The organism is Billgrantia sp. C5P2 (assembly GCF_051062895.2).
Genome location: NZ_CM128542.1, coordinates 2,076,229 through 2,090,166, shown reverse-complemented (window position 1 = coordinate 2,090,166; position 13,938 = coordinate 2,076,229). Strand labels below are relative to the sequence as shown.

Sequence of the window (13,938 nt, the reverse complement as noted above, 5' to 3'; positions counted from 1 at the left end):
ACGACTCACCTCGGGCAGGAGAGTTCAAAAGAGCCAGCCCCATCGTCAAGGGGTTTACATAAGGAAAAAATTTGAATGTCTTCGGCTACTGTATGCGCCAGCTTGTTACGCCGAGCGCCAACGCTCTTTCAGGTAGAGATGCAGGGATTCGCGGTACCGCTCATCAAGCAAATGCTGCTGGCTGATCGAGCGATAAAGAGCCCGCCATTTGCCACGCTGGCTTATCGGCAGTGGCTTGACATGGGTATCGATCCAGATAATCTCGCCCGTGGAAGCACACAGGAAATTGTTCATATGTAGGTCACGATGCACATAGCCGGCAACGGCCAGCTTCAGCAGGTCGTCGCCCAATCTTACCAAAAAGCGGTCACGCCCGGGCTCGTTCAGGCCTTCAAAATACTGCTCCCCCGTCATCACGCCATTGACATGTTCGATCAGCAATAGCGACCCTTGATGATTGAAGGGATTCAGCGATATGCCCCAGGCCAAGCACCTAGGCGTACACAGCCCAGCCTGCCGAAGGATCTTCTTGCTTCGCACTTCCTTGCGCGCCTCGAACTGGAAGAAGAAGCGTTTGTCAAGAAAATCGCGCATGAACCATCGCAACGGTCGCTGTCGCCAGCCATACTTGTCTCTCTTGACCTTGGCCAGCACACCCGTTGCCTTGTCAAAATAGAACTCACTGCTGGCCTTCTCTTCCATCAAGCGGGAACGATCATCCTTAGCCAAACTCAAGGGAGCCTGCATATTTCCGCTTTCGAACAAAAGGTAGTTACGTCTGTGGCCTGCAATCTCCACTGCCGTGATCTTCACTCAGCGCTCCCAATCATTTCCCACTGCAAGCCTTGCCGTAAGCTATTGTTAATTATTGCTTTGTAACGCTCAAGCGCTTGACTGCACTTATTCAGGCGAGTAGAACGGAGCAGCGCACACCCAAACCGAGGCAATGCCTTCACCTGCCTCTTTAGTCGATACTTTTTGCAGCTCGTTGAGCTGTACCCATAGAACGCTCGCATTCGCATAGAATGCCGGTTTTTCATCGTCATTTCGAGACCAGCCGTGGCTAACAACGACAACGAGACCACCCCTACAGCCAGCGTCGACGAAAATTCACTGAACGGTGACTGCACCGAGGCTAATACAGACGCGTTTGAACAGTTGACAAGCGCCTGTTTACCACGCCTGCTCAGCGTGTCGGGACGTTTTCTCGAGCAGCCAAGGCACCGAGAAGCGGTATGTCGCGACACCCTGCTGCTTGCGTGGCGCAATTTTTCAGATCTCAACACCAGCACGATGCCCAGCCTGTGGCTGTACGGCATACTCGCCAGCCGCCTCTATAACCAGCTATTGGCGCTGCACGGCTCACAGCAAGCCATGATGCGCCAAGTAAGCGTGTTGGCAGCCGAGGACACGGCAACGGTACTTGCCCCCACAGGGCCCCGTCCCGCACTGCTCAGCGGCACAAGGCTACTGGCGATGTCGCAACAGGAGCCTCCTACGGCACCCTCCGGCCGGCTCATGGGTGAGTTGAACGAACTCATAACAGCAGAAATCGTCCAACGCAACGCTCCACTGACGCCAACCGGCGAACGCGTGTACCCGCCGCTGTACGACCCAGCCCTGCGCTACCGCATGTTTCGCTCTCGAGCTGCCTTTCTCCTCAAGGAAAGCTTCAAGCGCAGCCTGGGGCGCCCGTTCGAAGACAAGCTGTTCGAACGTTGGCTAGACAACAAGGCAGGCGGTGCGGTGCTGGAAAACCAGGGCCTGCCGCGGCGTAGCGTCGAAGCGTATCTTGGTGACAGGCTCGATCTCGAGATAGATCCTCGTGTGCTAAGCCGAGGTCTCGACTATCCCATTTCGTTCCCGAATCGAGCTCAGCGACGCAAGATCTCCAATTTCTTTATCTGGCCGGGGGACTGGGACCTGAAGACACCGGCCCTTGTAGAAACCCAGCGACACCATTTCATTAGCGATATCTGGGCCCACCGACTCGACCTGACCGCAAGCGATAGCTATGCCAACCTGATGAACAGACTCGAACAGCGCGGCCCACTACGCCTGCATCATCAGGGCATTCTGCTTGACACCGAAGCACGCATTCTTACCTACCTGGAACGCTATCTCTTCTATATGGAAGACATGAGCTGCTTCGGTTTCAAGATCGGCCTTGGAAAGGATCCGCTCGGTATAGCCATCGACCGGCATGGAGGCATGATCAAGATCAACAAGGGTTTGCATAGGCTGGCGATGGCGCAAACCCTGGGAATCCGGCACGCCACAATGCGGGTAAGAGCCGTTCACCAACTCTGGTGGAAGCAGCACAAAGGTAATGAACAGGGAACAAGAACGCTGGAAAACATAATCGCAGCATTGCCGGGGTAATATCTCAAGCCTGGCCTACGTGCAGGCCAGGCTCTTGCTCAGCATGACGAAACAATGCCCAGATCACAGGCAATAGGAAAGCATAGACCATCACGCCGCTATTATGGGCAAGAAACACCTGGGAGAGCCCAAAATCAAAGAATGCTACCGGCAACAGCACGCCAGCCACCGCAAAGGATCTCAGCTCAACGTTGGAAGCCTTCAGGCGCTGGGCAAACAGACGCATCGGCACAAGGTACAGGGCCAACACCGCCAGCAAACCAATAATGCCGCGCTTGGCCGCAGCATCGAGAAATTCATTATGGGCATGACCGAACGTTGCAGCATGAGAATGCACTATGCCCGCGTCAGCCAGTTCCTCCATGCGTTCGTTGTATCCGTTGTTTCCCCAGCCCTGCAAGGGTCGCTCCACGAACATGTGTGCAGCGCCCTTCCACATCTCGAATCGAGCACCAATCGAGGTCGTCTTCCCCGCTTGGGCGGCATAGCTGGTCACATCGATAACGGCCCGCTCCACGCGCTCCTGCACGCCCGTTTGCGGTATGGCATACGCCAGCGAGGCGAAAATGAAAACGCAAAGCAGTGCCAGTCCCTTCCATTTGGCAGCCAGCCCGGCACCATAGCCCTTGTAAAGCACCCAGAAAACAACCGGCAGGCCTATCCAACCGCCCCGAGTTCCCGAAAGCAACGACCCCAAGGCACCGCCAACGAACCCCAAGGTCATCAACGTCAACCACACGCCACGACGAGGTTGGCACATGGCCCACCCCATACCTGCCAGGCATAGAATGCCGGTCAACATACTGATGTTGCCGTATTGAATCACGTAGGTGTAACCGCTGGCTCGCTCAACGTCCAGGGCCATCTTCTGCCATATGGCCCAGCCCCCTGTCAGCACGCCCCCCACGGCCAATCCGGCCCAGAAAGCACCTGCACGCGGAGGATACGCCAAAACCAAAAACAGAGCCGGCACCGCCAGGATGAAGCGGACAGGCTTGTCCATCCCCCGCGAGCCCTGGCCATCCCACCAGGCTTCGGCCATCCACACCAACGCAATTGCAAGAAAAACGGCGACAATCCACCAATCTCGTCGCTCAAGAGCCAGCTTCCCTCGGCCGAGCAGTAGTACAGCACTGCCCAACAGCAGCATGACCGCTCCAGCCGAATAGCCGCTGGGTACGATCAGTGCAATGGCCATCAGAAGAAAGGCAGCAAGGCTGGTATAATTGCGCATGGCGCCCGTCATGGGGCTAGCCGTCATTACATTCACAAAGCGTATCCTGACGATTGTTCAAGAATTGTGCGGCATGATGCCCATCGGTCGATGCCAAATCAAGAATCGCGACGGCATTAGTAAGCATTCGAACCGGCGAATCCTTTGAAAACCGTCAAGAAAATGATTTTCAGATCCAACCCGAGCGACCAGTTGTCAATGTACCAAAGGTCATGCTCGACCCGTTGCTCCATCTTCTCGAGGGTATCCGTTTCGCCACGCAGGCCATTCACCTGCGCCCAGCCGGTAATCCCAGGTTTTACCTTGTGGCGCCTCATATAGGATTCCACGAGCTCACGGTAGTGCTCATTGTGAGCCAGCGCATGGGGCCGGGGGCCTACGATCGACATCCTCCCCTGAAGCACGTTGTAGAACTGTGGTAGTTCATCCAGCGAAGTCCGCCGCATGAATGCCCCCACTCGGGTGACACGAGCATCGCCCCGCTTCGCCTGGGTGACCTGCCCCTCTGGTTCCTGATGCATAGCCATCGAGCGAAACTTGTACACCTTGAAGCGCTTGCCGTTGATGCCAGTGCGGTACTGCTTGAAAAGCACGGGCCCTGGCGAACTCAGCTTCACGACGACAGCCAGCACGAGGCAAACCGGCAGAATCAACACGCTGATCAGCGTGCCCAACACGATATCTTCGAGGCGTTTGATCACTGGTGCCATGCCCGCCATCGGACTCACGCTCAAATCCAAGGCGTAGCGCCCTGCCACCTGGCTGACACGATGATTGAGCAAGCGCATGTCCTTGAGGCCAGGAATCAGCCGCACATCTACCATAAGCTGTTGCAGAGCACGGAAGAGCAGTTGAGCCTCATGCCCTCTTTCCAACGGCACGCAGATCCAGATTTCCCTTGTTCCAGAAAGCTCCACCCGCTTCACCAGCTTTTCCAGCTCCTCCTCGCACAGCGTTCGCTTGAGACGATGCACCCCAACGATGCTGAACCCTTCGGAGGCATAGCGGCGCATGTCCTTGCCCACATCCAACAATTGGCTTTCAGGCCCCACCAGGAATACCCCCCGACGCAAACGGCCCCGCCGGTACAGTACCTTCACCGCCTGATAGGCCACTACCCGCATCGCAAAAGAGAGAAAGAACGAGCCCAATAACGTGAAGCCCACCCACAGCCGCGAATAACGCTCCGCCACGTGGGCAAGGAATAGAAGAGACATGACGACAAGAGCGATGCCCAACCAGACCATGAGCAACTGCAGCAGCACTTGGGGAAAGCTGGAGCTGCGCCAGTTCTGATAGGCACCGTTCAGCGCATTGGCCAAGACTACCAGTAGAGCGATGGCCAGCAGCGCTGCCCCATACTGGTCGTCTAGCTGCCATTCGCCAAACCGCAGGCGATGCACGCAAAGGCCAGCCGCTACAACGCCAAGGAAATCGACAAGCGGCCCGAGCATCTGGAAGGGCTCATACTTGCTGAACCTGGATGGTCCTGCCATCGTAAAATCCCAAAACAAGAAAAAGATCAGCCGGTGCGCCCGGCCTTCCCATACGGCTCACTCAGCCCTTTCTGCGACGCCTCGCATGGAAGGACAGCAGATCATATGCAAACAGCCATACAAAGACGGAGTAATCGACGGTGTAGCGTTTGATCAGCTTTGGCTCATCGAAGATGCGATACATCCAGCGCAGATTCATTCGATCCATCCAGGGCGGATAGTACTGGGTGCCACCTTTTGCTGTCTGATGTAGAAAACCACCGCAGGTGTAGCCCTCACCTCGCCACCCCGCGTCGGCAAGGTCCAGCAATAGCTTTTCCTGCCGTGGCGCCCCCATTCCAACGATCACGATATCCGGCGCCAAACAGGTGAGCTCCTGGATAAATTCCACCCGCTCTGCCTCATTGGCAAAGAAGCCATGACGGATACCGGCCACCTGCAAACCCGCGAAGCGATCTTTCAGCCTCGTAGCGGCTTGCTCAGGCACCCCCGGCTCGCTGCCCACGAAGTAGACTCGCCGGCCCTGTTGTGCTGCCGTGCTCAGCACTTCGAGAGCCATGGATGTCATGTCGAAGCTCTTGCGGCTCGCCCTCACACCAGCCAGCTTCATCAGCAACACCAGCGCTATCCCGTCGTAGTGGATAGTATCGAAGCGCCGGAAGATCTCCTGCCGCCTCCTGGCCACGCGGTATGAGTAGGGATTCAGGAAGGTGGTGAGCCTGGGCAGGCCATCGCCACTTCCTGAGACTCGCTCCCTTAACAATTCAATCATGCAAAGCTCACGTGAGGCTCACTGCTACCGGGTCTTTGCCGGTAGAAGCGAGAGAAAGTCGTTCATGAAGCGCTCGAAGGAGTAACGCTTGGCAAGCGCATCATACACCCTGGGGCATGGAATTTTGTTCCCATCTTCCAACTCGCTCATGGAAGCCGCCCAAGCCTCGACGTCACCGATCGCCAACACCTCACCATAGGTCTCACCCTCGAACGTCACGGCTTCGACCTGCGGCGCAACATCTGAAACAACGGTATAAGTACGGTTGATGATGGCTTCCAGCAACGCATTGCTCATCCCTTCGTAGCGTGAAGGCATGAAAAAGGCCCTGGCACCACGCAGCCAAGCGTTAACTTCAGCATTACTCCTGACTCCTGGCATTTCGATGCGCGAATCAACGCCAAGCCGCCTGGCAAGCGCCTCCAACGCCTCTCGACGCTCCCCTTCACCGAGAATGACGAGATTGCCGGTATAGCATGATCGAGACAGCGCCCTGATGAGCAGTTCATGGTTCTTCTGTTCGCTCAGCCGGCCGACCGCCAGAATGTAATCGCCCTGAATTGGCGGCAGGCTTTCCAACCCGTTGCGCTGTTCCACACAGTTATAAATCACCTTGTGTTCCAGCGATTGCCCGGCATAGTGCGAACTAAAGGAATCCTGTACCGCACCGGAAACGTAGGTGACCGTACTCAAGCAGCCCAGCCGGGCTAGCCACCGGTCGGCCAAGCGAGCCAAACGACCATACGAGAACAGTGGATTGCGGTGCGAAATCACCACCGGCACGCCGAGCAGCTTGCCCGCCAACGCCGAATAGAGATTGGCATAGTGCGTAAACGCAATGACGCACTCAGCCCCAGCCCTGCGCAGCGCACTGACCAGGCGTGGTAAGGAAAGCAGCAGCAGCGAAACGGGTTGCTTTTGGGCTAGCAAGTATTCGACAACCACGCCGGGCTCAATGTAAAAATCGGCCTCTGCTTTCTTGTACAGAAACACCAGGGTAGGCTGATGCCCTGCCCTGACGAGGCCGTTCGCCAAGTTGATGGCCGCTTTCTGCGCGCCACCAGCCTCGTATTGGGTTACGACTATGGCAACTCGCATATTCTACTTCCGTTCAAGCGATGCATGGTTTTAGCAACAAATTCTCATAAGCATCCAGTGCATACTTCGTGGCATAGGGTGCCGAAGATTCATGTACCGTAGCCGGATCGAAGCGGCCATCGACATTTCGCATTGCAGCCACCAACCCTTCCACCGAAAGATGTTCAACCAGATAACCATTGCGATCATCGACGATTTCTCTTGGCCCACTCTTGCAATCGAAGGCAATGACTGGCGTACCGAGCGTGATCGATTCGATAAGCACGTTAGGGAAGCCTTCGTACAACGAAGTCAACAGTGTCGCCTTGGCTCCCAGATAAAAGGGAATGATATCCTTCTGAAATTTTTCGAAGTCGACTCGACTCGCGACCCCGAGGGCCTCGGCCGTTTCCCTCAATTGAGTTTCAAGGCGACCCTGCCCGACTATCTTCAAACGTAAGCCTGGGGATTCATCCGCCACCTTGGAAAAAGCTTCAATTGCATAATGAAATGCTTTCTGCTCGTCCAGACGCCCCACGCATAAATAGTAGTTCTTCTTTTCGATAGCCTCCCAATCCAAGGCAGCAGCATACTGCTCAATACGCTGGTTAACGCTATTGTAAATAACTGGGGCGCGCTCCGGATTCACACCATATAGATCGACCAGGTCCCGCTGCATGTCTTTGCACTGGTTTATAATATAATCTACTTTACAATAAAAAGCGTCGATCAAGCGAGCAACCAAATTTCGCCACCAACCCTTAGCGCGGGCACGTACCTCGGAAAGCGTATTGATATTCCTGGCCACAAGTTTAAAACGCTGGAAGCTAACAGCACGCACCAAAACCATCATAACTGCCAGCTGATAAGTGAACACCACCACCTTGCGAACTTTATGCTTCCTGATATAGCCCAGCAATAAAAAGAATGCATGACGAACGTATGCCGCCCCCAGCACTTGAAAATTAACGCGATCACTTATGCGGTCCACATAAGCAGCATTACCAAGGTGCAAAATCACTAAAGTGACATCCCATCCCCTCTCGGCTAATCCGTTCGCCACATTCACGCATACCGCTTCAGCACCGCCACCTTCCAGGGCGGTAATGATAAAAGTGACCTTTCTTTCACTCGCATCCACTTTTATTCACCTCTTGTCGACTTCCACCTTATCAAATTTTCTTTTAGTATATTCAACTCTTCGCCCCATAAGCTTATGCTTCAAACTAAAAATCTTTTCGCTAAGAGAGTAAGCAACTCTTGAATAATTAAAATTATCAACAGCAGTAAGGTAAGGTTGATCAAAATTCTGTGCCACAGCGGTCATTGAAAACTTTTCGGCTGCTTCAACATGCTGTCGAGAAAGTTCCTCACGCTGTTCAAGACTCATATCCTTGAACTCTTCAATCAACTCAACCACAGGTCGCTTTGGGAAACTCAAAGCAGGATGGTGATACTCATATTCTGAATAGTCACTAAAAAATCCATAGGAAACAGGATTCTCCAAGGATTCTATTCCGATGATAGAGGGAACACCACAGAACGCTGCTTGTATAATAGCCGTGCCACTACCGATAAATATATCGTATCCAGAGACAACATCATCAAATTTCGAATATTCAAAAGAACCACGCATGGTGACCAAATCCGTCAGGCCCAATGCATCAATCTTAGCTTGAATCTTATTCGTAAGCGGCCCATCGCCGTAAATGTCAAATAGTACAGGAATATTTCTTTCTCTCAGAGTCTTTATAACGTCCAGCATCCACAAATTATAGCTTTTGAACTCCACCAAGCGCCCCACAGCACATATTTTTAACACCGCATCAGAAGTTTTCGTCCTCCTAAGTTCATGTGGCTGCCGAGCATGGCGATGCGTGCTTTCTATCACACCAAGACGGAATTCTTTAGCATTTTCTATTTGTACTGAAAGTCTATCCTGTAAAAAATTTTTTGTAGAGCTCGCAAAACACAGCAAATTATCGCTTGGTTGATGCTTCAGAACAAACTCACGATTGATGCGTTCAAAATATGGCAACTGTTTACCGCCCCATGCAAATTCCAATGAATGGTACACCCCAACGGTTATTGGCAAATTCTTGCTCGCTACGTTGTTTAACCGATCAGCAAGAAGTGCATTTTTTCCATTGGTCACGTGAATTTGAGTGGCAAATTCAAGTACTTTATCGACGCCTGTTTTTTTCATAGGAGTCAACAAAGGAAAGCGACGCACAAGAATAGGGTAGTCGTAAAAAACATCTTCAAACGTGTAAACGTTTGCCACAGCCCTCATTTTTTGTAAAAGTTCCGAATCACTCTCAGAATATTTATCCAGGAGAAGAATATTCGTCGACTTCCCCTGCCTGTGCCGTTCTCTTGCCAGCCTGACAAAGAACGTCTCGATCCCTCCTAACCGCAATGCACTATAGATGATCAGCATTTTGAAGCCACCTTATCCTTAACGATGTCAAATAATTGGCGCACTCGGTTATTAAGCAGAAGCATTGTTAACAGAAGCAAAAAAAGCCACAAACCCACCGCAACGATTGGATACTGGACTTCTTGAAGAGCAAACAGTATTGTGAAGGACAAATAGCAGATGACCAATATATACATATGCAATCTTCGAATTGGCCTCCATACGTAGCAGCTAGCTTCCGTTCTTATTGCGAAAAAAAGTGAGAATGACAAGGCAGAAGCGATAGCCGCTCCAGCAGCTCCGTATTTCGGTATCAGCAAATAATTTAGTAACAGGTTGGCAAACAGGGCCAACAATGAGGCCGACATAGAAAAAACTGAGCGCCGGGTAATTCCCACCCCAATGACCGTAGCTTCCGAAAGCATATACAGCAACGGCATTGAAACACATGCAACAACAAGATATTGGATGCTCAAGTATTCATTAGGCAGAAGGTAACTTATCACCCAGGAAAAAGCACCAAACAGAGACCAAACTGCCAAGATACCCAAAAGCATAAAATCAATTACTGCTTGTACTTTTTCCATCTGCACCCCCTCACTAACCCAACGGTATACAACGGGGTGCCACAAGTTAGAAAAAATGGTAGATAAAACTGCCGCTACAGCAGCAATGCTTACTGCAACAGAATAGAGGGCAAGTTCATCGAATCCTGCCAGTATCCGAAGAAAAAAACGATCCATTGTCGTCAAAGCCCAATAGGCTAAACTTCCCGCCACCAAGGGTAGTGAAAAAGTCAGCATTGCCTGCATTGTTTTTCTATCGTATTCTGCCGACAGCGCCTGCCTTATATCCGCTCTTACCAGGTAGACTAAAGCCGTCAGCGTGATTGCAAGCGCAATTACATTGGACAAAACCAGCTCTTTAAACCCATATTCGTAAAACGCGACCACAAAAATAACGATAAATATTAAATGACTTATCCTCGGCATTACTTCTGCTACGGAGAACGCCATTCCTCGCTCCTGCATTCTTAAAACATGCTTCAATATATTGATTAAAAAAGAGAATAACAAACCAAGCATGATCAACATATCCAGCTCGACTGACTGGAGATCAAATACCCAAATCGACAAGCTCAAAGGAAAAACAAAAAATACCAAACTTACCAACACGAAGAGAAGGACCCCAGGCAATATGGTTAGCTTTAACAAAAGCCCCTTATTGTCCATTTCCTGATATTCTCGCACATATGCCTGGTGCAGTGCCAAACTAAACAGCATTACACCAAAGCCCAAGACAGCTTGATACATCGAGAACCGCCCGATATCTTCCTTGGGAAATATCCATGCAATTAACGGCAGCGTTATAAATCCCAAAAAGGCACCAAGTACTGGCCCAAGGGAAAAGCTGGCAATTTTCCTGATATTCAATGATAAAAGTCCGTTATACCTACCACAGTTTTTTCCACAAACTCGTCAGGCATACCATACCACATAGGAAGTCTTAATAAACGCTCAGATTCTTTTGTTGTAAATTCATCACAGCCTTCAAATCTTCCATAAACGACTCCTGCTTTAGCCGTATGCAGCGGCACATAATGAAAGACAGCCGCAATGCCATTATCTTTAAGATGTTTTATTAATGCATCCCTTTCCTCTAAGTCCTTGGCCTTGACGTAGAACATATGCGCATTATGGACACAATTGTCAGGCACAAAGGGCAAATCTATAAAGTCTTTCTTTTTCAGATGATAAAGCCGTGAGTAATACTTTTCCCAAATAGAGCGTCGGTTATTGTTAATATTGTCTGATTCTTCAAGCTGCCCCCATAAGTAAGCCGCTTGCAACTCACTTGGCAGATAACTGCTGCCAATATCTACCCAGCTGTACTTATCCACCATACCACGGAAAAACAAGCTGCGGTTGGTCCCTTTCTCACGGATTATTTCCGCCCTTTCCTTAAAAGAAAGGTCATTTATTATCAGTAGTCCCCCTTCCCCACCGCTCGTATAGTTTTTAGTTTCGTGGAAACTATACGCAGCCAAATGCCCTATCGTACCTAGCATTTTATCCTCATACCGACTCATCATTCCCTGAGCAGCATCTTCAATGACAAAGAGACTGTAACGATCGGCAAGTGACATAATCTTTTTCATATCACAACCGACACCGGCATAGTGAACGGGAACGATAGCTTTTGTTTTATTGGTTATGGCTGCTTCAATTTTATTTTCGTCGATATTCATTGTGTCAGGACGTATGTCGACAAAAACGATTTTCGCTCCTCTTAATACAAACGCATTGGCCGTGCTGACAAAGGTATAGCTCGGCATAATGACTTCGTCCCCCGGTTTAATATCAATCAGGAGGGCAGCAATCTCCAATGCTTGCGTACACGAAGGGGTCAGCAAAGCTTTATGACAAGGCAAACGGTGCTCGAACCATTCATGGCATTTTGCCGTATAGGCTCCATCACCGGATAATTTCCCGCTTGCCAAGGCAGTCAAAATATGTTCGTTTTCTCGACCTGTGTAAGGTGGCTTATTGAATGGGATCATTACGCACCTCGTCAAGAAACTGCTTTTCGAGCTGAAGTAATTCTTTACTCCTCTCTTTTATTCGCTTTGCAGGTACTCCTGCATAGACTCCCCAGGCCTCTGTGCTCTTCAATACGAGCGCGGAAGCGCCAATCGAGCATCCTTCGGCTATGGTGACTCCCGGAAGAACCACAGCATTTGCCCCTATCACAACCTGGCGACATATTTCAACGCTTTTAAAAAATTCCGCCTTATATTTTCTGGGGATCAATGAATTGACCATCGTCCGGCCACTGTAATCATCGGACTGAGAAAAAACTTTAACTCCATAAGCCAACGAACTAAAGTCGTGCAGAAACACACCAGGTTCGCCACCAGCCACAAGACACATTGGAGTAATATGACAATATTTACCTATGGTAACCTTTCCAGAAATAACACAAAAATCATCGATTCTTGAAAAGTCATCTATGGTTATTTTTTCAGGTTCGTAAATACTCGCTTTATTGCTTATCTTTACGTTCTTTCCAATTTTCTTGAAACCCATTTCCTGAAGCTCGGCATGCGAATAATACGCCATACTCTCACCCTTCCTTTAGGAGTCCTTTACCCTTGAGGACAAGATTTTTTTGCAGTCCCCAGCCCCAGACCTTTGTATCCTAGCTCTACCCTGCCCATCACTACCAACATCACTTGCATATACGTGTAGAAGGTGGTCATCATTTCATGATGAATAGCCGCCTCGGTCAGATTGTAGAAGGCGAACCCCACCGTGAACACCAAGCCTGCCTGTGCCCACGTATTATCTCGATCTCTCCGATAAACCTTCCAATGGTAAACCCCCGGCACCACAAGATAGCCAGCCAGCGCCAGCAGCGCCAGCAGACCGCCTGTAGCAGCCATCTCGAAATACTGGTTGTGGGCATGACCACGGTTTACACCCAGCACCCATTCGGTGAGTACGCCTCGCTCCACCAGCTCGGCATTGAGCGCCTCACGTTCTTCATAACCAAGCCCGATCAGCGGTCGTGCCATGAAGGCATGATACGCTGCCGTCCAAAGCTGTAGGCGTCCTCCGCTCGAAACGGCGGCTTCGATATCACCTTCCATCAAGTTAGTGACTTCAGCGGTAGTGTAGTCAATGCGGTTTTGTACGTTAGGCAACGTGGCATAGCTAACCAACGCCAGCATCAGGAGAGCAACCAAAGCAGCCACAATTACCTTCCAGCCGATTGTGTTGGCATTAAGCAATAGCAACAGAACCAGCAGGATCGGCAGCACCAGGATCCCGCCCCGGACGAGGGTCAGTATGCAGGTTAGGGCCCCGGCAAGAGCTGCGAGTAGCAGCCATGTTTTATGGCTGCTGCCTCGTATCAGGCTAGCGGCGAGGAACGCCATGGCACAACTGAGGTAGCTCAAGTTGATGCTGAACAAGAAACCATCGGCGCGATAACTGCCCAATACCAGGGTTTGGTAGAGCGCTACTGCCAGAGCACCCAGGCAACCCAGCACAACACCAACCTCCATATATTGCCTGAAAGCTGGTAGGTCGACAGGCGCCAATAAGTGGCGAAGCATCAGATAGATAGGCACCAAAGCGGCCATATGCGCGCCAGGGGCCAGATAGCGCGACTGCTGACCATCCAGTAAGAAGATAGGTAACCGTGACAACAAGTACAGCGTCAGCAGCCCAATCACTAGCCAATCGAAAGGCAACATCGACAACGTATGGCGGTTGACCGTCAGGTAGCCAACGGAATAGAGCAGCAATACCGCTACCACAGCATGGCTACGTACCGGGGTCGCAATGAGGAGCACGAGTACCAGTAGCAACGCCCATTGATTCATCAGCAAAGCTCGCTCTCGCATGAACACGCCTTTCATTGCACTTCCTCTACCAAGCGAGCCATAAACACAACGAGCGCCTAAAGGCGCTCGCGCAAATCATATCACTTTCGACCCCGTGCGGCGCTATCGAAGCCTCGTGGCTCTCCCGCACGGGCCATTCCTGTCAGAGCA

At 51.2% G+C, this 13,938-nt stretch carries 12 protein-coding genes; 1 reads left to right on the top strand and 11 read right to left on the bottom strand.

Going from position 1 to position 13,938, the window contains the following annotated elements:
* Positions 1 to 105: 105 nt before the first annotated feature.
* Positions 106 to 813, bottom strand: coding sequence for a lipopolysaccharide kinase InaA family protein (locus tag ACRWQA_RS09540; protein WP_434228308.1), 708 nt, complete (start codon positions 811 to 813; stop codon positions 106 to 108).
* A gap of 246 nt (positions 814 to 1,059) precedes the next feature.
* Here ACRWQA_RS09540 and ACRWQA_RS09535 point away from each other — a divergent pair, with 246 nt between their 5' ends.
* The gene (locus ACRWQA_RS09535) at positions 1,060 to 2,382 is read left to right on the top strand and encodes a hypothetical protein (RefSeq protein WP_434228310.1); all 1,323 of its coding nucleotides are present in this window, start codon (positions 1,060 to 1,062) and stop codon (positions 2,380 to 2,382) included.
* Positions 2,383 to 2,386: 4 nt separating this feature from the next.
* Here the strand turns inward: ACRWQA_RS09535 and ACRWQA_RS09530 are convergent, their stop codons facing one another.
* The 10 genes from ACRWQA_RS09530 to ACRWQA_RS09485 all read right to left on the bottom strand — a co-directional run bounded on the left by ACRWQA_RS09530 (position 2,387) and on the right by ACRWQA_RS09485 (position 13,803).
* The gene (locus ACRWQA_RS09530; protein WP_434228311.1) at positions 2,387 to 3,616 is read right to left on the bottom strand and encodes an O-antigen ligase family protein; all 1,230 of its coding nucleotides are present in this window, start codon (positions 3,614 to 3,616) and stop codon (positions 2,387 to 2,389) included.
* A gap of 116 nt (positions 3,617 to 3,732) precedes the next feature.
* A complete protein-coding gene (locus ACRWQA_RS09525; protein WP_434228313.1) occupies positions 3,733 to 5,112 on the bottom strand; it encodes an undecaprenyl-phosphate glucose phosphotransferase in 1,380 nt (459 codons plus the stop codon).
* A 61-nt stretch (positions 5,113 to 5,173) separates the two neighbouring features.
* Complete coding sequence (locus tag ACRWQA_RS09520) at positions 5,174 to 5,884, bottom strand: WecB/TagA/CpsF family glycosyltransferase (protein ID WP_434228315.1); 711 nt, start codon at positions 5,882 to 5,884, stop codon at positions 5,174 to 5,176.
* Positions 5,885 to 5,908: 24 nt separating this feature from the next.
* The gene (locus ACRWQA_RS09515) at positions 5,909 to 6,982 is read right to left on the bottom strand and encodes a glycosyltransferase (protein ID WP_434228317.1); all 1,074 of its coding nucleotides are present in this window, start codon (positions 6,980 to 6,982) and stop codon (positions 5,909 to 5,911) included.
* A gap of 13 nt (positions 6,983 to 6,995) precedes the next feature.
* Positions 6,996 to 8,102, bottom strand: coding sequence for a glycosyltransferase (locus ACRWQA_RS09510; RefSeq protein WP_434228319.1), 1,107 nt, complete (start codon positions 8,100 to 8,102; stop codon positions 6,996 to 6,998).
* A 6-nt stretch (positions 8,103 to 8,108) separates the two neighbouring features.
* Positions 8,109 to 9,401 (bottom strand): glycosyltransferase, encoded by a 1,293-nt coding sequence (locus ACRWQA_RS09505; protein WP_434228321.1) that lies wholly within the window; start codon positions 9,399 to 9,401, stop codon positions 8,109 to 8,111.
* The gene (locus ACRWQA_RS09500; RefSeq protein ID WP_434228323.1) at positions 9,395 to 10,813 is read right to left on the bottom strand and encodes a lipopolysaccharide biosynthesis protein; all 1,419 of its coding nucleotides are present in this window, start codon (positions 10,811 to 10,813) and stop codon (positions 9,395 to 9,397) included. The genes ACRWQA_RS09505 and ACRWQA_RS09500 overlap by 7 nt, the downstream gene beginning before the upstream one ends.
* A complete protein-coding gene (gene rffA / locus ACRWQA_RS09495) occupies positions 10,810 to 11,940 on the bottom strand; it encodes a dTDP-4-amino-4,6-dideoxygalactose transaminase (protein WP_434228325.1) in 1,131 nt (376 codons plus the stop codon). The genes ACRWQA_RS09500 and rffA overlap by 4 nt, the downstream gene beginning before the upstream one ends.
* The gene (locus ACRWQA_RS09490) at positions 11,924 to 12,499 is read right to left on the bottom strand and encodes an acyltransferase (RefSeq protein WP_434228327.1); all 576 of its coding nucleotides are present in this window, start codon (positions 12,497 to 12,499) and stop codon (positions 11,924 to 11,926) included. The genes rffA and ACRWQA_RS09490 overlap by 17 nt, the downstream gene beginning before the upstream one ends.
* A 26-nt stretch (positions 12,500 to 12,525) precedes the next feature.
* Positions 12,526 to 13,803, bottom strand: coding sequence for an O-antigen ligase family protein (locus tag ACRWQA_RS09485; RefSeq protein ID WP_434228329.1), 1,278 nt, complete (start codon positions 13,801 to 13,803; stop codon positions 12,526 to 12,528).
* Positions 13,804 to 13,938: the final 135 nt, after the last annotated feature.